Below are 22,845 nucleotides of genomic sequence, written 5' to 3' on the forward strand. Positions count from 1 at the left end.
AGTGTAATTATTCAACCAGCCCCAATTCTTTCAAATAGATCTCTATCTCCTTATCCAGTTCGGCTCGCTTGGCTTCCAATTCCTTTATTTCAGCCATCACAGCTTTGATGTCGATAGGCTCTTCTTCCTCAAAAGTATCGACATAGCGAGGAATATTCAGATTATAGTCATTTTCGGCAACCTCCTGCAACGTAGCAAGATGACTGTACTTTTCAATTTCCTTGCGGTCACGGTAGGTTTCTACAATCTTCTGTATATGCTGAGGCCGGAGTTTGTTCTGGGTCTTGACCTTTTCAAACTCTTTGCTGGCATCAATGAACAAGATATTATCGTCTTCCTTACGGCATTTCTTCAATACGAGAATACAGGTCGGAATACTTGTACCATAGAATATATTGGCTGGCAAACCGATAATAGCATCGATATAGTTTTTCTTCTCTATCAGGAAGCGGCGTATAACACCCTCTGCATTCCCTCGGAACAGAACTCCGTGCGGAGCAACGCAAGCCATCGTACCACCTTCATTGAGATGATGAACCATGTGCAGGATAAAAGCATAGTCGGCTGTTTTCTTAGGGGCAAGCCGTCCTGCTTTACTGAAACGGTCGTCGTTGTTAAATTTGTCGGCGGCACTCCATTCGGCAGAGAAAGGAGGATTTGCAACCACCGCATCAAACTGCATATCATCGAATGCATCCCATTCAAGTGTATCGCCATTCTCTATTTTGAAGCTGCTGAAGCGGATGCCATGCAGCAACATATTCATTCGGGCAAGGTTGTAGGTTGTCGGATTCTTCTCCTGTCCGTAGATATATGCTGCCTTGCCAATACTTGCAGCACGGAGCAACAGTGAACCACTACCGCAGGTAGGGTCGTAAACATTACGCAAACGGTTATGTCCAAGAGTAACAATCTCCGCCAATATACGGCTGACCTCTTGCGGAGTATAGAACTCACCTGCTTTCTTGCCTGCACCGGCAGCAAACTGGCTAATCATATACTCATAAGCATCGCCCAAAATGTCAATCTCCTGCGATGCCTCCACACCAAACTTTATGTCATCGAGTGCAAGCAGAACATTGCTAACAAGCGTATTCTTGTCATCTGCTGTCTTTCCGAGCTTAGGGGAAGCAAGGTCAATATCCGAAAACAGACCACCGAAATCCTCTTCACTGTCACGTCCGAGCGTACTATCCTCAATGCGTTTCAATGAACGCTCCAGCATCGGAAGTATATTTTCTTTCCGCTTGATAGCTTCGATTACGGAAGAAAACAAGAATTTCGGTTCAATGAAGTAGCCTATATTTTCCAAGCACTGGTTCTTGACCTCTTCCTGCAATTCCGCAGCATCCGAATCGGGCATTTCCCATAATTTCTTGAATGTAACTTCATCATCCTCCAAAGCACTGTTAGCATACGTTTCTATCTTCTCCGACAGATATTTGTAGAAAATGAAGCCCAAGGTAAAATACATGAAATCGCTTGCCGACATATTGCCGCGCAAACGGTTTGCGACCTCCCAAAGCTGGTCACGGAGTTTCTGTTGCAGTTCTTCGCTCATATCTTTATTACTCTATATTATTCTGTATTACATCACTTTCCGGCAATGGTATATTGCTCTCTATTATACTTCTCAGGTCATCCAGCACTTTCCCTTTATATGAGAAATATTTTGCCCCTTGATATGCACCTGATGTATTCCGTTTCTCTTCTGGCATAAACGTACCGACAAAAGGGGACAATTTATAAATACGCCCTTCATATTCAACGGAATCATCGCTTGCCACCTTGACTTCTGTATTCGTAGGAATAAAGGTAACGCATTCGCCTATTTTAATACCGACCATGCTGAATTTGAAACGTCCTCGTTTTACGGTTCGTTTCTGCATTACAGACAACGATTCTTTTTCATTATGACAAACCGGTTTATTATCTACATAGACCGTGACAACCGCATCATCAATCATCTTGGCTATGTCATTGAATATATCCAAAGCTATTTGCGGCGGCACATTGAAAAACTCCCGATTCTGGCGAATACGCAAATCCGTCAACCGGTCGATGGTCTTGTGTACATGTTTTTCAACATCGTTATATTTGACAGTCTGAATGGTTGCATAAATCTCAAAAGGCAACGGAACTGCCGTATTATCAAGTTCCTTGGAACGTATATCAACAGGTCGCGCACTTTTACCGATCTTGACCCAATCCTCACGAAAACTTGGATTAGTCAAGATATACACATATCCTGGTTCATTTGTCTTTACCATATCTGTATTCCTTTTAATCCCAACTGAAAGTGCGTATGATATTACGCAATCTGTCTAAAATCCTTGCCAACGCCTTTCTCGTTTTTATCAGGCCGAGATGCTTCTCTTTCAATGCTTTTTGTATGATTTCTGGCTGCTCTTTTTGCAGGTAATCATATTCTTTAAGGAAGTGATTCAATACCGATGACGATATATCCTCTTCCTCAGCCAATGAGTTGACGGCATTTTCTCGCTCAACGGCAATATAGCGGTTCAACCGTTCTTCCAAATCGCTTGTACCGTCAACCTTGCCTCGCTGCATCATGAAGTTTTCCTTATCGTCATCCACATTCTTTTGAATGAAGCCATCGATAAGTTTGGCTTTGCTGCGCATTTCAGCGTCCTTAATCATCGTGTCAATGATATTCTGACGGCGTTCCGCATAATCGGCACTATATGGGTCAAGTTCTGCAATGAGTTCAAGGATATATGCCACATTGATAACGTCGCTATGCAAAAGCTCAAGGCAGAAATCCACATCGCCGAGGTCTCCATCATCCGAAGTATCTGTATTATCATCCGGTTTGGAAGACGGAGCTGGATCAACGAGTGCAAAAGTATCATGGATATCAAGATACTTACTCCTGAAATCCATAAACTGCTGTTCCGTCATGCCGAGATCATCAGCTTCTTCGCTATAATCCTCATATATTTGAATCTCTGCGTGTTTACGGATAATATCACGAAATGCCAAAACAAACTCTTTCTTAGCCGTTTCGCTCTGCAAAAGGTCTATGCAGTTTGTGTCCGGGTATTTCTTCAGAAAATCGGATGCAAGTTCCTTGTATTCCTGTTTGATTTCTTCAAACGGAGGTCGCACTATTTCTTCCGGATTGTTGCTGTTACTGAATAATTTGATAGCAGCATCCACATTGCTCTTCAAATCACGGAAACATACAATCTTTCCGAAGCGTTTCTTTTCGTTCAGCACACGGTTCGTCCGGCTAAATGCCTGCAACAAGCCGTGGTATTCCATGTTCTTATCTACATAGAGCGTATTAAGTTTCTTGCTGTCAAAACCGGTAAGGAACATTCCGACAACAAGGCAAAGATCAAGCGGCTTCATATCGGCTCGCTTCTTTTTCATGCGCAGGTTGATGTCATCGTAATATGCACGGAAGTTCTCAGTCGTAAACGATGTGCCGAACATTTCGTTATAGTCATCCATGATGGCTTGCAGCTCATCGACTTCGCCTGCACTGTCATTCAGATAAGAACCTGTACCCATTCCTGTCAGTTCATCATCCTGACTTCCATTGGCTGCATAGGTAAATACTGCACCTATACGAATCTTAGGATTCAGTTCCTTGAATATCTTGTAATAACGGATAAGCATCGGCACTGACTGCACGGCAAACAGCGCATCGAACTCTCCGTCAAATGTTGACTTATTGAAATTATTAAGGATGAATTGGGCTATTTCCGTCATGCGATTGGTACTGCCGTTCTGCACCTCCTCACTGCCATGATAGTATTCCACAAGAAAACCGAGAACATTCTCATCAGCAATGGCATCCTTAATCAGATAGCGATGCAGGCAGTTGCCGAACACCTCTTTGGTCGTATGACCATCAACTGCATTCTCTGTAAATATTGGAGTTCCGGTAAATCCGAATATCTGGGCATTATCGAAGAATTGCATAATCTTCTTATGACTCTCCCCGAAATGGCTACGATGGCACTCATCGAATATCATCACGATACGAGAATGGCGTATCGAATCTATTTTGCTGCTATACCATGTCTTGCTTACGGCTGCATTGAGTTTCTGAATAGTGGTAATGATAATCTTGGAGTTGCTATGCAGACGTTTTACCAACTCGTCCGTATTGTCCGTACCGTCAACGGCTCCCGGTTCAAAGGCTTCATATTCCGACTGTGTTTGTGTATCAAGGTCATGGCGGTCGACAACGAACATTACCTTATCTACATCATCTAACTCCGAAACGAGTTGCGCAGTTTTGAATGAAGTCAAAGTCTTTCCTGCCCCTGTTGTATGCCAAATATAACCGTTATCATTGGAGTTCTGCACTCGATCCAATATCTTTTCTACTGCATAGAACTGGTATGGGCGCAACACCATCAAGCATTTATCACCTTCATGTAATACGATGTACTTTCCGATAATCTTACCGAGCGTACACTTTTCCAAGAAAAACACAGCAAACTTATCCAGTTCATTGAATGGCAGGTTTGCCGCATCCGTCCAGTTGAATGTAAATTTATATCCGCCATTGGGATTATTGGCGAAATAACGAGTGTTCACACCATTGGAGATGACAAACAACTGAATATAATCGAACAACCCATGAAAGGATGTCTTATGATAGCGTTGAATCTGATTGTATGCCTGTTTGAGTTCTACTCCCCGACGTTTCAATTCAATCTGAACTAAAGGGAGACCATTGATAAGAATCGTCACATCATAGCGACACTTCTTTCGTCCCTCCACCGTAATTTGGCTCGAAACCTGAAATTCGTTCTGACACCATTGGGTACGATTAAGAAACTCTACCCAAATGCGCTGTCCGTTAGCCGTATCAAGAGGATATAGGTCGCGAAGCTTCTTTGCTTTTTCAAAGCGAGTACCACCTTCCAGATAGATTAATATCTTCTCGAACTCTTCATCCGTAAATGAGTTACGGCCAACTTCCGCCAGTTGTTTCTTGTTGTGAATTTCCAACTGCCGCTTGAAATTGGCATAAAGATTATCTTCTTCGGTAATCTGAACATACTCGTAGTCCATTTGCCGAAGTGTGGCTATCAGTCCGGCTTCCAACGCCGCTTCGCTCTGTATTGACATATTCTTGCGCCCTGTTATGGTGTTATTACTTATCTATTCCGGCTTGCAGTATTCTGATGCCTAATGCATTTTCTATCTTGCACAAGGTTTCTAATGACAGATTCTCGCGACCTTTCAGCACCTTGGAGACATATTGCTGAGTGCAATTCATCTTCTCGGCCAACGCTCGTTGTGTCATACCAAGTTCCTCCATTCGGTTTGACATAGTTGCAGCGATAGCTTGCGAATGACACATCCACTTTTCGTCTTTATTCTCCTCCGTTCCTTCAACCAATCCTAAAACCGTGTCTATCTGTTTTTCAGCCATTGTATACATCAAAAAATACCTTTGCCTTACTCTGTAGGCAAAGGTAGTATAAATAATCGAGATGACACAACTTTCAGGTTGTTGATTGATTTTTTTTTGAGCAAAGAATATTCCTATTTAATTGCTGTTATCCTTAAATCATATCTACGGCTACCAGCATCAAGAGCAACATCATACTCTTTCAGTCCTTTTTCAACTGCAATCAGATGTAATTCATCCTTATCCTTTGGGATTATATCTGGACCATAATAAATTGCATTCAAACATCCGACATCTGGAATTGATGCATAATTATTCTCATCCTCTAAGTTATAATACAGCATTCTCCATTCATGTTCATGTTCGTATTCTTTTTGGTCCTTATAAAGATAAGATCGATACCAATATAATTGATTGACTGATATCATGGAAGACAAAAAGTTCAACCAATTTTTATCTCCAACTTGCTTAAAATACTCGTAAGTATGAATATTTCCCTCATCCAATGTAACGTCAGGTCTTAATTCAGTATAAATCACAGGAAAGAGATTTACATCCATTCCCAATGAGTTATATTTAAAAATACATTTTCTAAGATCGTATTCTAATGCAAATCCCTTATACCCATCAGCATATCTATCCCACATATATTTTGACTGTACACTTTCTGTAAAACATGCTATTTTTGCACTATTTCTCGGATTTCTAAAACGCGACTCTTGCTTTTTTATCGCAGACCCAATGTTGTTACAAAAATCCATATATTCATCTGTCAATATTTTATCTATAATTTGTTCATCCGTATATCCACACTCTCTGTAGTAACATATTTGCGTTGCCTTTTCTGCCCTTATATCAGAGGATTTCTGGGTTATATGCGACAATGTTATGCGCAATGCATCCTTTAATGCCTTTTTTAAATCTTCGCGAATTTTGTCTTGATCTATATATAAATATGAATCATACTTATCCGGAAACATTCCTGCATGGCATAATGAAATAGTTCCGGATTTTAATGATTCAATAGTATAACCTTTATCGTCTATTTTACGATATCTAAAAAGTTTTTCTGGAATATTAGGAAGTATCAATTTGTAAATATTACTCCATACATCTGAAGTTGCAGCTTTATCTATATTGAACGGAATATAGGATTGCTCTATAATTTCCTGAAATTGTTTTCTAAAATCTAGCATCTTTAAGTCGTGAATTGTTATATCCTTTTATTTCATTAACTCAATAACATCTTCTGGCAACATTGCATTCCCAGCATCATCTTTCAGAGCACTCTTAAGAAACAGCACCGGAACGATGGTGTAGTTCTTGATAAATAGTAACAAATTAGCTTTACGGAGAAGTTCGCCTGTCAGTTGTTTGCCATTCTCTTGGGTTGTCCATTTGCATTCGTCAACCAGCAGATACTTTTTATCGAGCGATTCTGCCATCACATCAAATTCAACTTGTTCCGGCTTCTTGTCCTCATTGAGACATGGGTAGCGCCTTGGTTATCGGCATTATGAAGTAACTCATACACAAAATGTGCTTTGTCTTTATAAAGATTCTGGGCGATTTCCAATGCTCCACGATACATAGGATTCTTGAAGATTGTCCAAGCCTCCCGACCTTGTTTACTGAGTACCTTGAAATATAATTCCTCCTCCTGATTCATAACTGCTCCTTGATTTTTCTGATGACGTCTTCCACCTCTTCGGTCATTATTGCACCATTTTCATGATCGCAAGTCGTGAAAAGATTTTCTCCGAGGGTATAACCTATTTCCTCGTAGAATTTTAGTTTACGCTCCCATGAAGCCTTGTATTCCGGAACGACAAGCATTCCCAGATGTTCCCAGATGATTCTATCACCCCATGGGGTTTCAAAGGAAAAGTCGGGAATGCATCGGTGGCCATTTTCTTCCAGTAGTTGCTCGTACTCAAATTCCACCCCAGCATTTACCAATTGGTTTACAATTACAACTTCTGACTTGCTACGCACAAACAGACCTTTCTTGGCTGTTCCATGAATCAGGCCCTCAACATAAGGAATATTAAGACGTTCGGCTCGAACGGAATAGTCAAATAGATTGGTATTTCGTCGTGCGAGCACTGAGGCTTGTGGTTTAGTAAATTCTCTCAACCAACCAATAGAATCTTGAACAAGCAGGACTACACGCTTCTTTGCTCTGGTAAGAGCTGTATATATCAACTCACGACTTAAAATGCGGCCGGTTTTGGGCAATACCACAAAAACCGTATCAAAATCGCTGCCCTGGCTTTTATGGATTGTAATAGCGTATGCAAGCTCAATAGCAGCATCCTGGTCTTCCCCTTTATCTCCCCTGAAGCCGAAGGTTTCATGAGGTATGCCAACATACATAACATTGATATGTCCTTTATTTATAGACTTAACAAAGCCTATCTGGCCATTGGAGAGAGGATATTTTTCTTTTGATGGATAGGATTCTCGTAATATATTTTGAAGTTGAATGACTTTATCATTCTTATATATCTTCTGGGTTCCGATTTCCTGATAATCCCCTTTGCGATTGATATTATTTCCAACCCATGACTGAAGATAGGAATTCAGTTGATATGTACCCCATGCGAGATTTATTACTGGAGCAAGAATCTGAAGATTTTCGAGCGCTGCCGGATCTGACTCAAGCGATTTTAAGTCGTCAATACCTATTTTTTGCTTCAAGGATTCTGGCAGTTCGACATCGGAACAAGCGAGTTCCTTGCAAATTGCATCCCTAAGGATTTGAGGCAGATCCTTTTCATCGTTCCAGTAATAAACTGAAAGATCGCCTTTGAGATTCTTGCTTTCGATTTTCCAAAATATTTCATCGGCAAATTTCTCCGGTTTGTTTCCACTGAACCAAGAGGCCAAAGTCAAGACATCTGAATCTCCACTGGCTATTGTGCGCACAACGGTGCGGAGATAGGTAATGGCAGATTTCAGATTGGCGTCCGCGTCATCACAATTAAGATAATGGCATAAATCCGAGAAAGCCCTGCCCGGACCTATCGGAGGTAGCTGATAGGGGTCTCCGATAAGTATTATTCGGTTTATGAACTTCAGGTCAAGCGACATAATAAGCGCATGAAACGTGTCGGTAGTTAGCATCGAACATTCATCAATGATTATATTCTTAGCACGTGAGTATTTGCGCGAGTCTTCAGTTAGACGCGGTTTCATGTTTTCAAAATCGAAGGCGCCGAGACTGGCAAGAAACTGAGCTACGGTTTTTGAACTCACATTTTCGGCCATATTACTGAGCCTTACTCTCGCCTTTCCAGTGGGAGCCAGCAGCAGAACGCCTTCTGCTTTTATCTTGTCAGAACAGAGAAAGGATCTCACTACGGTAGTCTTACCGGTACCTGCGCCTCCCGTGAGAACTGAAAGGCGCTTTTTGTCCATCATTTCAAGAGCTTTGGCCTGCTGTTCAGTAGCCTGTTGACTGCGCTCGTTTGTAGGATCATAATTCTTGTCTGACATAGCGAGGGATAGCCAGTCCTCACCGGTAGGCTTCTTAACATCTCTCTTTGCTCTTTCTCGTAGCACTTTCCGAAGAAACTCCTCCATTTGATAATATTCCTTGAGTTGGATAGCAGTAGGGTTCTCATCAGGAACATAATCGAAGGATACTTCAAAAAACTGGCGATGTGTGAGAAGTATGTTTTTCGGGAGGCGAGCTTTGTCTTCTTCCGTCATTATGTCGCGCAGATAGTCCTCCATCTCTTTTATTGACACAAGGGTATCACCATCTGTTAGAACGGAATAAAGCCTTTCAACGACTAATGATCTAAGGCGTCGAGTATCCAAAATGGACTCCGCTGCGAACGGAGGCACTGGAACATTATCACCCTGAATTGTTGGGTCGGGGAAGGCTCCAAGATCAATTGTACGCGTTGAAACTTTCTCTATAAAATTCCGAGCGCACCATTCGCTAATGAGGTATGGATTGCTTAGTATATCAGACTCTACATCATCTATAAAATGCTCAATAACATCGGATTCAAGTTCAAATCTGGATAAAGTGATAAGACGCTCACGTACATTACTTGTTTGGCCCTCCCAACTTATTCGATACGTAGGAAGAGACGAGTTGTAAACAGCACTATCAACTTTGATTTCCTTATTTAGCAACTTTTCAAAATGCCCCCAGGGATTGTCTTTCGGTCCACATCCTTTTTTTCGCAGGTCGCTTTCAATCAGATTGCCATAATCTATTCCCAGCGCTTTAAGTGCTGAAGCGAATGAAGGGAAGGGAGTGATTTGTTTCTTGACATGCTCAATACGGGCATCAATCCACCTGAGTTGACATTGCCATCCCTCGATTGAGCCAGCCAAGCCATGTCGAATTACTGCCTCCAACGAACGCCGAGCAGCTTCAAGAATCAATAGCATTGAATGATTGCTTATAAAATCACAACCATATGATAGTTCATCAAATATCTTTCCGCTACTGTCAAATTTATCCAGCGATAATTTGATCTCATCAAGAGCCTGTATCTTTGACAGACCCTTCCCTTGGAATATATTCTCATCCAACTCCAGATATTCTTTATAGGGGAGAATGAAGCCGCGAGATTCTTTCAGGTCTGGGCGAATGGAATGAGAGAACATTATCTCCCATAAGGGATATGTATAATCGGCAGTTGTTTCGTAGTCTTGAACACCACAATTTTTTACTATATCCCCCATTCCCACAATCATTCGTAAACCTTCATCGTCAATCGGATTGCCTTTCTTACAATAAAAGACGCATATCGATTCCTCGGTTATCTCTGAGCTGAACCATTTAAGCACATCATACAATCGCTCAGGATTATAAACCCAAGCCGAACCGAAAGGTGCACTTTCGGCAGGGCGAAATTCAGGATGCTCCTTGCTAAGGTCTTTCTGTGCATCCATATTCAAGTAACGGAATGGTATTCCAAGAGCTGAATAAGCTGGTATCATTACTTTTGTAGGTAATAACTTAGAATGTGGATTGTCTGAATTCCAAGCATATATGTGAATAAATTCACGCTCATAAGCCTTGTAATTCATGAATCCCCCATTCTCTCCAGCACAAGCAGGACGTTCTTTTGTAGTTAATTTAGACCAGTCGATTCCACACGACAACTGCTCACAATCTACTTTTGAGTTGACAATATTAGGTAGTTGTTTACAGAATGTATTACAACGAGGATTTGCACATACATGCGAATTCCAACCATTGTCGTGCCAAGGTACTCGAACAGATATATGTTTCATTTTTTTAATCTTTTTACAATGTTAAATTATTGTTATACAAAATCATTATTACAATTATAAACTCATCTAACTGAAACTACTCCATCTTACATCGCTCATCCAACACTCCGGCAAACATATCCATCTCTCTCTTGGAAATCCCCAATCGTGTTGCCAATTCTCGCCATCCTTTTATAGCTTCAGTTACCTCAACAACAATCTTTTCTGCTGTTGTACGGTTTAGCATATAGTCTTCGCAAGCATCCAGCAAAATACCCAGTTCTGCCTTATTGGAGGTTGATGAGACAAGCAGACTCTGATACTCATTCAAAGTAGGGTTCATGTCATATGCAGGAGAAAGCGTCCAACCTTTTGCAGTCAAAAGAAAACCATGATTACGGAAATGATCATCGCTATTACCAATGCAGATATTGAAAGCCACACGGCGATAGAGTTCCTGCAGATTCTCTTCCACATTCGTGCAGTTCTGGATTATGAAATCGACTATATCCAGATAACCATGCCCTGTAGTTGCATTGTCACCGTCATTGAGTCCCAATAAAGTCATTGCAGAAGCAAAGTGAATCCGTTTCCCCTCTTGGGTTCTGTCGAAGCGTTGAGAAAGCAACGTGTGATATTTCTTTCCGGTTGCCAGCACTTTGGTCTTTGCGGCATTTATACCGGCTTTTGCAGCAAGAAGGTGACTGAAATGCTCCCAAAGTCCGGCATCATAATCATCCTTGCGAGAAGGGAACTTGGCTATATAAAGCGTTTTATCCGTGTCTATCACACTGGCTTTAGGTCTTGCACCTCCCAATGAAGAACCGGGCTGCACGAGTTGGGCAACCCATTTCCTGTCAGGCAGGACATTCCCCTCTTCACTTTTCTCAATTTCCGCACTGGCCGCAATCAACTCCCTTATATCCGCCAGAGGTGGGATTTTCAACAACTCACTTACATTTATAAATCCTCCGTCTTTTAACTCCTTGAAACGGAAAGCACCCATTCGGGAAAAGTCATCGATACTAGTCAAAAAATCGAAAGAAGATAGTCTCCGTACCGGTCGCCCCTCTTCCATCGCAGCAATCTGCTCACGTCGCAACAACAGCGTTCGTCCCCAACGATCCGGCAAAGCATCCGAGAAACATCCGAATATATCTTTCTCCGGTTGCGTATATTGCTGTCCCGGATAATTATTGAGGTCATCACTCAGAAATAAATCTCCGTGTTTCTTCAGCCATTCATCGCTGAAGGTAAAGCAATAGCTGTCCGAGCCACGAAGAGATTCATAGCCTAACTCGCCAACGAGTTCTGTCTCGTTGAGCCAGTCAAAATCGGCATAAACATATAACATCTTCATCGTTTACTCCTTTTTTGAGGCACGTTCCCTTGTCTTCAAACTCAAATCCTGCAAGGCTTTTCCCAATTTATCTTCTTTGGCTAGCCACAGAATATCATCGTCCAGTTGCAGAGCATAGAGCACTCGCAAATAAATTCCGATTGCCACAGTCGGCGCACCTTTCTCTATTCGGGACACAGTCAACGGAGAACAGGTGGCACGTTCTGCCACCTGAGCTACGCTCAAATTCCTGCGCAAGCGAGCCAGTTTAATCTGCTCTCCCACAACTGACATTTTCTGCTCCAACTTTCGGGGCAACTTGGTTCCCATTGTATTTTTAGCCATAATCAACTTATCATATAATATGCAAAGATATTACTTTTTACCTATTTAATGATATATTGCGGACGCAAAAATCACAAATTCAAAAGATACGACTATTAAATACTGATTTTGCTACCAAAATAGAGATTTCAAAGAAGCAGACTTCTACCTTTATCTATGATTATAGTCAAGATAAAAGCCAGCTTCTTCAATTTAAGCATCACTCGATGGGTTTCACCAATTCTTCATCCTGCCATTCCGCAAGAGAAACAATCGCATTGTATTGCTCCAAAGTCAAATCCGATTCACTATCGTCTGAGCATTCGTATTCCCACGGCAGTTCGTAAACAGTACCTTCTTCCTGATAATCCATATAGTTATGGTACGTATTAGGAATTAACCGCACATAATCTTCTTCGCGCAGAATCCTCAAAAGTTTCTCGGCATCACGAATCAATAATGGCACTCCGACCTTATATAGAGCAGTGGCAACCTCAATGGCCAGCTCGACATTTGCCGAGTAGCTATTAGAAACAACTATCATCCAACCCTGCTGTGGCACCTTCGATGCAATGATGTTCAAGCGCGAAAACCCCAACTCGCCATAGTGGTCTGTTGCAAACCGTATAAAATCCTCCGGGCTGTCAATGTCATAGAGTTTATCTACATCTACGAATTTCACTCGTTTGTAATAGACTACATCTCGCAGTTCTTCCGGGATATTCGGTTGTTCTTCGTAGAGACGATTTCCAATACTTCGCTTCCGGTAGTATGCCTCATAAGCCTCGTTAGCGATACGATAATATGTGCAATATTGCCGAATGGTCATAGTCTTCAGATGAAGTGCGGAATGTTCCTTCGCAGAATCCTCCAAAGCCTTTATCGCTGTTTCCCGATCTTCCACATTAATCTTAAAGCTCGGAGCTATCCTATTGAGTTCCTTTCGTGCAATCCGCCCAATCCGTTGCTGGCACGGCAGATTGTGCGCCACATAGTCGTTGAACCCATCAGGATTTGCAACAATAACATCAACCAGCCTCTGCAAATAGCAGAAAAGTCGGGCAAGGGAATCCTGATACCATCCGTTATCTGATTCTCCTTCGGCACAAGAGGAGCGATTCGTTATGACGAAATGCGTATGTTTTCGGTCTGTAATGCGAATCGACCGGAACTCTTCGTATCTATAAGAGGCGATATGAAACCACTGCGTTTCCGTTGGATTGAATGCGAGCCAGTCCGCAAGGAACGCATCTTTGCTTTGATACTCTCCCGAAGCAATCAGTTCCTCGACATCACCCCATTCCTCAGAAGTGGGGCGTGGCACCTCAATGTAGAAGCCACGGTACTCATCATCTCCCATTACGGCAAATCGCTCGAACTGATGCTGAATTTCAACTAGACGTTCCAGCATATTGCCGCTAACTGTGATTTCACAATGACGCATTTCACCCATTGCTTCTATATGCGAAGCGTTCAAGCCAACCTCATTTGCCAAATCAATAAAGAGTTTTCTATCTATTATTCTTTCATCCATTGCTTAATGCTCATTAAATTTCAACATGCTTTTTCGGATCAAACCCATTCACAATGTGCTCATTCGCAAAAATATATCCCATCTGATTACAGATTACTTTTGTACTACCAATCTCTGTGTCTATATTGGTATGTGAATGTCCATAAATCCAAATATCTATCCGACTGTTGGCAATCCAATCACCATATTCGCTAGCAAATGCACTATTCAGTACGGAGTTCTTGTGCTGTGGATCAATCACCTCCAAAGTAGGCAAATGATGAGTAACCACCACAATATGACCAGCCGTGCTCTCTTCGACACTTTTCCGGATAAAATCAATACAGGTCTCATGCATCCGATTGAATTCCTCTACCTGTAGCAATTTTCCGTCAAATTTGATTTGGCGAAAGTCATTCATACCTTTCCACACGAAATACTCGTCATTCGGGTTAATCCGTGACCATAGCGTACTCAGGACAAAATCGGTATCATCGATACGGATTACCTGATTCTGATAGAACCCTACATTCTCACGGAACATCCACTTCCATTGCAGCCCTCGTTCCATCACGTCCGAATAATTATAGTATTCGTGATTGCCGGGAACAATCAGAACCTGCCTGTAATTATCCGAAGCCCATTTCCAGAATTTCATCATAGGAGCTATCCTATCCCTAAGATAGAATATATCTCCAGCCAAAACCAGCACGTCACCGGTAACAGGTAATTCATTATGCTTTAAATATCTGCTGTTCTCCCTGAACTCCAGATGTAAATCGCTCATGTATTGTATCTTCATTGCTCTTTCATTTTTAATTGTTCAACTTGTTTTTCAATAATTATCTTCATCTGTGCAAATGAAACCGGCATAAAGTTGTTGTTATCAACACCTACGTCATATTGTGTAGGATAGAGATACTGAAGCCGGGCTGCATCAATTCCAGTGTTATTCTTCCTCGTATGCACATGGCCGAACAGTTGCCATACATCTTTATAGCCGCCATCAAAGCACAGAAACGGATAGTGATTCAAATATATCTTCTGTTTATCCACTTCTATATGCATCTGCATGGTCACATGCTCAAACCTATCGACATACCCCTGCCTCAAGTTCTTTAAATCATGGTTGCCGAGAATCAGATATATCTTGCCATTCAATCTATCAAGAATTTTAGTCCATTCAGCTGAACCGCCCAGACAGAAATCACCCAAGTGAAAAACAGTATCATCCAAGCCAACTGTATTATTCCAATTGGAGATAATCGTTTCATTCATCATTTCCACATCCTCAAAAGGTCTGTTGCAGAAACGAATGATATTTCCGTGATAAAAGTGGGTATCAGATGTAAAAAATACTTTACTGCCATCAAATTTATAATTCATTTCTTCTCAATTTATGTGCATCACTGCACGTTAATAATCTGTTTGTCAATCACCCATCAGACGGAAATGACAGAAAAGCATCGTAAGATAACTGTCACAAATGGGTATAAAAACAAAATAGTTGGAAAGTTCGGTAAAGACTCTCCAACTATTCAGTTTATATTTTCAATCAGGGGTAGAATAAACTACACCATGCTATGTTCTTCGTTGGAAAGTATTTATAATACAAGGTTCAATGCCAAAGACATGAACACACAATACAGATTCAGGGCGTTTGTTACCCCAAATTGTGACCTTCGATAATATGTTCATTCTATTTCTTTGCATTGTTAGTTTTTATATCGTTTCAAACTCAGCGCAAAATTAGCAAATAAATTCCATATCACACATCGCTTTCTGAGAAAATCCACGTAACCTTTTGCCTATATGCCGCATAATAAAAACTGAACCTATGCAATTAATACACAGATTCAGTTCCTTATCATTTAGCTCACTCCATTGATTCCCGAATAATCCGCCGAGTCTCTTTCTTATACTCCTTGCGGTCATATTCGAATCCCCTGCACATCCAACAGCTACACGGAGTACCTGTTGTTTTGTAAACTTGTGCCCATTTCTCTTTTGCCAATTCAAACCAACGGGGATGCTCATAATAGCTTCCATCCTCACGAATGATGCAATGACCATAAGCGGCATAAAGAATCATGCGAGCCTTAAACACACGAGCCATTTGTTGGCGTCTCCAAAATTTGTTTCTTTTGTCCATCGTCTCTTTCTATTAAAGTTAGGATGAACGATGATGTTACTTTGGTGAGACTTAATATATCCATAGAATTATACCTTTGAATGTTATTCAGTTTGATGACGCAGAATCTCTTTATACCTTTCCGGGTATAAAGTTGGTACAAATATTCGATATTATATCAGATAAGGTATAATTTACAGAGATTTTGAGTTGTAAATTATGAAGGCTCAGACAAGCACAATATAACAGCTCTACACTTTTTCAAGCGAATAAATCGGATTCGTTACACCTTTTCCAACGAATCACTCCCATTATACGACATTTTTTCAAGCGAATCACAGCATAAATCACCGAAACCAACTTTACTTTATCTCCGTATTCATATATACGTGCATTAAAGTAAAGCTAACAAAGGGAGAAAAAGAAATGGCTTCGCCAAGACCAAGCCGAACCAGACCTACAGACTTTCTCTTTTGGCTGCAAAATATGAGTAACCTAAGTGTGTAGATTGAGCAAAATACAACTCAAAGCAAAACAAGATTCACTCCTTGCCAAGCCACAAAAGGCAATCCAAAAATCCGTGAATCCGTCTTTCATTTTGCAGCCCGAATCGGCGAATTTATCCCCGATATGCCTTATCTTTGCGAACCGGAGGTTTCGGGGCAAAAGAGGGTAATTTTCCCCATTTTCCCTCTGTTTTGAGATTGGCAACGAAGAAAAGTGTTAAATCTTCGATTTTTGACGAAAAAACAAGTAAATTTTTGAGCGGTCTATCTTTTAAGCTGTAAACTACTGATAATCAGCCAATATAATATGCTGCATCGGCAAATAACCACGTACAATTAATTGATTATCAATATGTTACACAACGTGCAATAGGAAGTAAAAGAAGAAACGATCCAATTTCGATAATATTGATAATCAACACATTAAACACACAGGAATAATAAAGCATTGCATCAATTTTTCCTGATTTTGTCCCCCGTTTGTTCCCGAAACGGATACAAGGGACAAATTCTGTCCCTCATACAATTTAACGGAGGTAAAATAGGCAAATTTTATCAGTACCTCTTAAACTTATCCAAGTTACAGATAATATTCGAATAGAACTGAATTGTTTTTCAGCCAAAATAGATTCTGATAATCAAGCGATTGACATATTTGAATATAACAGCAGAAATCATCACCAATGAGATTTCATATAATACATTTGATAAATATTCCCAACCATTATTCGCAAGTATTCGAATCATAGCATATTGAACATCCTCTTAAGTCTCACAGCGATTTTTATAGGGTAATTTAAAGAATTCAATAAAAAATATTTGGAGTATTGCGAAATTATTCTGTACATTTGCGCCACTTTTGAAAATTTACAATGCTGCAAAATAGAATAGACATATTATCCCAAACGACAATTCGAGGCAACAAATGTTTCGGAGTTCGGTCGTATGTTCTTCATGTTTGGAGCATTGAAACGTCTGCAAATTTCATAAATACTTTCCAGCGAACACATATAGGGGATAAGATGCGATAGATGCTCGCATCTTGATCTTAGAATAAACAGCAGAATAGTTGGAGAGTCCTTACCGAACTTTCCAACTATTTTGTTTTATGCCCATTGGTGACTGTTTGCTCCGTGCAATTCCTCTCCCGTCATTTCCGTCCAATGAGCGCAAGAACAATCAATTTTAATTAACCGCACAGCGATGTACACAAAAGAGAGCAAAATGAATTACAAATTTGACGGAAGCAAGGTGTATTTTACATCGGACACGCACTTTTATCATTTGAATATCATTGGCTTTTGCAAGAGGCCATTCAAGAATGTAGAAGATATGAATGAAACACTGATCGAAAATTGGAACCGGGTAGTTAGTCAAGATGATATCGTGTTTCATCTAGGGGATTTTTGCCTGGGAGGATCTCATGAATGGACCAAGATTCTTAACAGACTGAATGGAAAAATCTATCTCATTCTCGGTAATCATGATCTAAAAAATATCAGGCAAGGATACACCAGCAGGTTTGAATTGACAAGCATGCAAATGCACATAGAGGTCGATAAGCAGAAAATCTACCTGAACCACTGTCCGCTCCTCTGTTATGGAGGTGCTTACGGGAATACGTGGCAACTGTTCGGGCACGTGCATACGAGCAAATATAACACGGGAAAAGACGCTTCACGACTGGATATGCTCTTTCCGACGCAATATGATGTGGGAGTGGATAATAATGACTTTACTCCGGTCTCATTCGCGCAGGTAAAAAGGATAATCCAAAAGCAGATTGAACAATCGAATAAAAAACAGTAATATGAAAATACAATACATGAGCGATCTGCATTTTGAGTTCCGGGAGAACAGCAGATACATAAAACATAACGAATTCCCGGTAACGGGCGATATACTCGTATTGGCCGGAGACATTTTCTATCTGAAAGACAGAGTGGCTCCTTTGGGGAATTTCTGGAAATGGGCTTCTAAAAACTATAGGCAGGTTCTTATTGTTCCCGGGAACCACGAGTATTACAATTATTGTGATGTGATGGAACGGGGGTTACAATGGCGATGGATGTTCAAAGAGAATGTCGGTTATTATCAAAATCAGGTATTGAGAATAGACGATACCGATTTCATAATGAGCACACTCTGGTCGCATATCGAACCGGCAGACGAATATTTTGTTTGGAAAGGACTTAACGATTTCCGTCAGACCTTGTATAAAGGGAAACTGCTCCAAACGGAAGCATATAATCAGATGCATGACTTCTGTTTAGGTCATATCAAAAAGAGTCTTGCCGAAAGTACGGCAAAACACATAGTGGTCGTGCCCCACCACCTGCCGACCTTGCAGGTTGTTGCTTCTCAGCATAAAGGTTCCGTATTGAACAGTGCATTTGCTACTGAATATGAAGAACTGATAGCCGGCAGCAGGATCGATGCATGGATTTACGGTCATACACATACCAATATCGACACGGAAATCGGGAATACAAAATTGATCTGCAACCAGATGGGATATGTATTTGAAAACGAGCATGTAATCAACGGATTTGATCCAGGGAAATTTTTAACCATTTGAAAAGGATGAACATATGAAACAAAATAAGAAGACAAACTTTACCAGGCATTTTTTCATAGACTTGGCAAAGGAATGCGGTTTGAATGCTACGATATTCGAACAGCTTGGAAGCAGGCGCGATACAGAAATCGTGGTTGATAACGATACATTGGAGATGTTAGTTAAACTTCAGGAGCAATTTGCCCGACTGGAAGAGATGGGTGACGATGAATACAGAGGATTTTATATCGAATTGCCCCGCCCTACTCCGGAAGAATGGGGAGATTGCGAAGCGTCGATCGTAGACGGAGAATATGAGAGCAAGGAAGAATACCTCCGGGATTGGGAATTGTTAAATCCCAGAGAAACGGTATGGTATCATGTCAGCTCCGCCAGGTACAGAGAAAATCGCACCATACAATTCACGGATAGGAAACACTCGTATTTTACTATTGCGAATTATTCTCGATATATAAACCGAGTAGGCAACAATTTTCCCAATGAATGGCAAAGGGATTTCTTGGCAAAGTTGGCCTTATATTTTCATAAACTAATCGATGCTATCATACAAGATCCGAAAGGGTTCAATGATTATGTGGCGAATCATCTTCCTTACCAGCAGCGAGACGGGAAAATTGCGAGAAAGGAGCTCAACAGAATCGAACCGAGATTTAAAATTGAGGTCGAAGACGAGACGACGGCAATAAAAGCACTGGAGGATTCCGTTTGCAAGAATTTCGGGCGGCCGTTAGATACAATGACGATACGTTCGTATTGCAAATATTATAGGATCGCTCATGAAGCCTATGACCGGTATTTTGAAAGGTTTGATACTACACAAAAGAAGCGTACCCTTCCGAATGGAGTACCATTGGAATTACAGGATGTCGCATATTACAACATGGTTAAGTTCTGCGATTTGCAGGATAAATACAATCTCGACAGTGAAACGGATTTCAACAAATTCGCATCGGACCATTATGGGGAACTGGGATTGTCGCGGCTGAACGTACTCGCATCGGATTTTGACAGCCCCGGATGGAGAATCATTGTTTCCAACAGCTACTCGGCGTATGTGGATGTTGCGGTAGAAGTCGCCACTGCACTATACAAATCTGGCGTTCCTTTGGAAATACACGACGCTGGCAAACTTTTGCGAATACTCAAGGAGGAGGATCATGTGAAATTGATTCCGTACACATTCCACGATTACATGGGCCATCATGAAGAAGGAACCGTTTATCAACTTCCATGGGAGTACGAATGTATGGATAGCGAGGAGAATGTTTTATCATTGAAACAATACCATGAAATCATCTCTCTGGCAGAATGGGATGAAATAGAAAAAGTAAACATTGACAAAAACGGGATATAATCCCATAATTATTAGCAACATATTTGGCAGACTGTCATTGTCTGCCAAATATGTTATAATTAGTTATTTCAAATTAAAAGCACGAGGAACATTTCTATTACATCGTAAATACAAGAACAAAGAATCCTGCTACCACATCTGCTTGTCGTAACAGTTTTGCAACTTTCAAGTAAAGACACTTGATGTAAGGAAAACTCTGTATAACTATTTCTTTCTTCATGTTTTAATCAGATTATAGAGTCCTTGTTCCTGGAAATTCATAAATTTCTATCAACTCATCCACCAAGGCTGTGGTACGAGCTTTGATGTCCTCAATCGTCCATGTATCTTTAGTAGCTATCCCACGATTTATTTCAAGCCCGTTCTTATAACCTATAAAGCGTTTGCCGTCCTTACTTTTTCGGTCGCGCTTTTCTTCAAACGACTTGTTGCCAAGTGTACTATTATAACCCGTAATAGTAAGGTTTCCAATTTTATGGGTGTACTCCTCCAGATACTTTTTGGCTAAATTCTTATCGCCATTAGCAATCATATCCACCCAACATTGTGGAATATTTTCCCCTTCGGGGAAGATATGTTCGATAGTCCACACAAACACCTTCTTATCAGTACGTCTCCACAAATCAGTCCATGTCTCCTGTGTCATGGCAGACTCTGCGAGTTTACAAAGTATGTAGCGCGTAGCACCTACATTATCTTTATATACATCACCTTCCAAACTTCGACGGAATTGCTCATCGGAAGCACAATTTGCAGGTATACTCAGTATGTCCACAATCAGTGTCATTACATCATTGCCAACAGAATTCGATTCTTCTATTTTACTGATAATATCCATAAAGATTCGAGTCAAATCACGTGTATTTGGATAGTCCGTGATATTTCTGCGAACAAAATACTTAGCAAGTAATCGGATGAGTTGGTTGATTTGATCTTCAGTAACAGTAAGTTCTTTCTTATTTCTCATCACGTACATGAGGAGAAGGTAAGAAGGGGCACCTTGGATATGGTCGAGGTCTTCCAGAGCTTTACGATAGGTCGTTTCTGTAGAATCTTGTAGAATGAGCCAAGAATAAATTTGCCCGCAAAGTAAAATATCATCGAGGAAAGAAGGCAAGTCTTTATTAATAAGACTCTCAAAAATATTGAGCAAATTAGAGCGAGTGGCCACAACACCTAACGGGTCTTTCTTGCGGTCATTGGTACTCTGGAAAGGCTCATTCAAACGATGCTTGAAGGCATTATAATAGTGACGAAAAAAACGTTCCTGTATCCCATAGTCATCGGATAGGTTGCCGAGCAACATTTGCCAACGGTTGAAGCAGTCGTCAATAGTCAGATTGTTACTCTCCGCCCGTGCCATAATAAGGTTCTTCATCAAATCGATCGCGGTCAATGGCGTTCCTCGATTGTTCAGTGACTCAAACAGCACGTAAGCGTCAGAATGAGTAGAGACCTCTATCTTAACCAGCATGGCTTGCTTCACTTTATTGTACTTACCCAACAAGAAATTGATAGCATTATGACCATCCATACCCTCCATCTCTTTATCGAGACGCTTTAAGAAATAGGTGTAGCAACGAGCAATTTTTCTCATGGGGTAATAGGCACGCTTTGGTACAGTAGATTTTCGCAACCCTACCTCGGTCAATAGGTAATCAAAATCATCCTTATTGAAATTCTGCACCTGTGGCACCAGCTTCATTTCGTTCGGAGAATTCTTGCTTTTCAGCGACTTCCTTAATGATGGTATCACGTCTTCGTCATCCTCACTCAAATCGTCCTTATATTCCTTCAAGCGAGTATAAATAGCTGTTAGGAATAGGCTGATGGTAGTCAGTCGCTGCTGACCATCTATCACTTCTAAATAAGGATTGATAGCATCGCCCAAAGGAATACATATGATAGATCCTATGAAATACTCATCGTTGTTCTCACTGATGTCATCGTAAAGAGCTTCCCATTCGCGATGACTCCACGTGTATTCACGCTGATATTTTGGAATAGTATAGTAAAAATTACCATCCGATGAAAGAATTTCGTAGATATGATATTTGTTAACGCTTTGTATCATGATGTTATGTTTTACTCGATTTTATTTCCTATGAATCGTCCCGTATTCTTCTCAATTTCATTATACAAAGCTAATCCTTTGGTTGTAAGCAGATATTTCTGTCTCGGATGATTTGGCTTTTCTGGGTAGAGGACCTTGATGAAACCCGCTTGAAAAGCCGGATTGATATAATTCTCCAAAAATGTCGGACGATGTTTCAAGCCGACTTTCTCCATCAATACTTTTAACGATAAAAATTCGATGATGAGTTTTCGGGATTTATTAAAATCAGGGACGAATCCAACGTTACAATCAAACTAGATGATCTGCGGATAATCCTCGAAGAAACGGCAGGCACGTTAAAGCCCATACCGCAGGAACGACCACAGTCAGACAGTCTTTTCATTC

At 40.9% G+C, this 22,845-nt stretch carries 18 protein-coding genes and 1 pseudogene; 3 read left to right on the forward strand and 16 right to left on the reverse strand.

The window, feature by feature from the left end; all coding sequences use genetic code 11:
* Nucleotides 1-7: 7 nt before the first annotated feature.
* The 14 genes and pseudogenes from FMF02_RS01965 to FMF02_RS02030 form a co-directional block, all read right to left on the reverse strand.
* Nucleotides 8-1,561 carry a type I restriction-modification system subunit M gene (locus tag FMF02_RS01965; protein WP_141412032.1) on the reverse strand — a complete coding sequence of 518 codons (1,554 nt, stop codon included), beginning with the start codon at nt 1,559-1,561 and terminating at the stop codon, nt 8-10.
* A 7-nt stretch (nt 1,562-1,568) separates the two neighbouring features.
* Nucleotides 1,569-2,270, reverse strand: a complete 702-nt coding sequence (locus FMF02_RS01970; protein WP_118433761.1) for a GIY-YIG nuclease family protein — start codon at nt 2,268-2,270, stop codon at nt 1,569-1,571.
* A gap of 13 nt (nt 2,271-2,283) precedes the next feature.
* Nucleotides 2,284-5,112, reverse strand: coding sequence for a type I restriction endonuclease subunit R (locus FMF02_RS01975; RefSeq protein ID WP_141412033.1), 2,829 nt, complete (start codon nt 5,110-5,112; stop codon nt 2,284-2,286).
* A 25-nt stretch (nt 5,113-5,137) separates the two neighbouring features.
* Nucleotides 5,138-5,419, reverse strand: coding sequence for a type II toxin-antitoxin system RelB family anti-toxin (gene relB / locus FMF02_RS01980; protein ID WP_032577722.1), 282 nt, complete (start codon nt 5,417-5,419; stop codon nt 5,138-5,140).
* 113 nt (nt 5,420-5,532) lie between these two features.
* Nucleotides 5,533-6,594, reverse strand: a complete 1,062-nt coding sequence (locus tag FMF02_RS01985; RefSeq protein ID WP_032591964.1) for a DUF2971 domain-containing protein — start codon at nt 6,592-6,594, stop codon at nt 5,533-5,535.
* Between the two features lie 27 nt (nt 6,595-6,621).
* Nucleotides 6,622-6,885: pseudogene (locus tag FMF02_RS01990) on the reverse strand (ATP-binding protein); the annotation flags it as partial.
* Entirely contained in the window at nt 6,843-7,067 is a 225-nt protein-coding gene (locus FMF02_RS01995) for a hypothetical protein (RefSeq protein WP_118433757.1), read from the reverse strand. The pseudogene FMF02_RS01990 and the gene FMF02_RS01995, both read right to left, overlap by 43 nt.
* On the reverse strand, nt 7,064-10,660 hold the full coding sequence (locus FMF02_RS02000) for an ATP-dependent DNA helicase (RefSeq protein ID WP_141412034.1): 3,597 nt from the start codon (nt 10,658-10,660) through the stop codon (nt 7,064-7,066). Before FMF02_RS02000 ends, FMF02_RS01995 begins: the two co-directional genes overlap by 4 nt.
* Nucleotides 10,661-10,736: 76 nt before the next feature.
* Nucleotides 10,737-11,999 carry a type II toxin-antitoxin system HipA family toxin gene (locus tag FMF02_RS02005; RefSeq protein WP_141412035.1) on the reverse strand — a complete coding sequence of 421 codons (1,263 nt, stop codon included), beginning with the start codon at nt 11,997-11,999 and terminating at the stop codon, nt 10,737-10,739.
* A gap of 3 nt (nt 12,000-12,002) precedes the next feature.
* Nucleotides 12,003-12,323, reverse strand: a complete 321-nt coding sequence (locus FMF02_RS02010) for a helix-turn-helix domain-containing protein (RefSeq protein ID WP_021646388.1) — start codon at nt 12,321-12,323, stop codon at nt 12,003-12,005.
* A 199-nt stretch (nt 12,324-12,522) separates the two neighbouring features.
* The gene (locus FMF02_RS02015; protein ID WP_141412036.1) at nt 12,523-13,836 is read right to left on the reverse strand and encodes a hypothetical protein; all 1,314 of its coding nucleotides are present in this window, start codon (nt 13,834-13,836) and stop codon (nt 12,523-12,525) included.
* A 13-nt stretch (nt 13,837-13,849) separates the two neighbouring features.
* The gene (locus FMF02_RS02020) at nt 13,850-14,617 is read right to left on the reverse strand and encodes a metallophosphoesterase (RefSeq protein ID WP_024987109.1); all 768 of its coding nucleotides are present in this window, start codon (nt 14,615-14,617) and stop codon (nt 13,850-13,852) included.
* Nucleotides 14,614-15,201, reverse strand: coding sequence for a metallophosphoesterase (locus FMF02_RS02025; RefSeq protein WP_021862421.1), 588 nt, complete (start codon nt 15,199-15,201; stop codon nt 14,614-14,616). The genes FMF02_RS02020 and FMF02_RS02025 overlap by 4 nt, the downstream gene beginning before the upstream one ends.
* A 490-nt stretch (nt 15,202-15,691) precedes the next feature.
* The gene (locus FMF02_RS02030) at nt 15,692-15,967 is read right to left on the reverse strand and encodes a hypothetical protein (protein WP_021862420.1); all 276 of its coding nucleotides are present in this window, start codon (nt 15,965-15,967) and stop codon (nt 15,692-15,694) included.
* 1,709 nt (nt 15,968-17,676) lie between these two features.
* Between FMF02_RS02030 and FMF02_RS02035 the strand changes: the two genes are divergently transcribed.
* The 3 genes from FMF02_RS02035 to FMF02_RS02045 are packed head-to-tail and all read left to right on the forward strand — an operon-like array spanning nt 17,677 to nt 20,384.
* Nucleotides 17,677-18,261, forward strand: coding sequence for a metallophosphoesterase (locus FMF02_RS02035; RefSeq protein WP_141412037.1), 585 nt, complete (start codon nt 17,677-17,679; stop codon nt 18,259-18,261).
* A gap of 1 nt (nt 18,262) precedes the next feature.
* On the forward strand, nt 18,263-19,030 hold the full coding sequence (locus tag FMF02_RS02040; RefSeq protein ID WP_141412038.1) for a metallophosphoesterase: 768 nt from the start codon (nt 18,263-18,265) through the stop codon (nt 19,028-19,030).
* Between the two features lie 13 nt (nt 19,031-19,043).
* Nucleotides 19,044-20,384 carry a hypothetical protein gene (locus tag FMF02_RS02045; protein ID WP_141412039.1) on the forward strand — a complete coding sequence of 447 codons (1,341 nt, stop codon included), beginning with the start codon at nt 19,044-19,046 and terminating at the stop codon, nt 20,382-20,384.
* A gap of 232 nt (nt 20,385-20,616) precedes the next feature.
* Here FMF02_RS02045 and FMF02_RS02050 read toward each other — a convergent pair whose 3' ends face one another.
* Nucleotides 20,617-22,458, reverse strand: a complete 1,842-nt coding sequence (locus FMF02_RS02050; RefSeq protein ID WP_141412040.1) for a DUF262 domain-containing protein — start codon at nt 22,456-22,458, stop codon at nt 20,617-20,619.
* A gap of 11 nt (nt 22,459-22,469) precedes the next feature.
* Nucleotides 22,470-22,673 (reverse strand): Fic family protein, encoded by a 204-nt coding sequence (locus tag FMF02_RS14035; protein WP_394344403.1) that lies wholly within the window; start codon nt 22,671-22,673, stop codon nt 22,470-22,472.
* Nucleotides 22,674-22,845 lie beyond the last annotated feature (172 nt).

The sequence above is a fragment of the Alistipes communis genome (assembly GCF_006542665.1).
Lineage (GTDB): Bacteria > Bacteroidota > Bacteroidia > Bacteroidales > Rikenellaceae > Alistipes > Alistipes communis.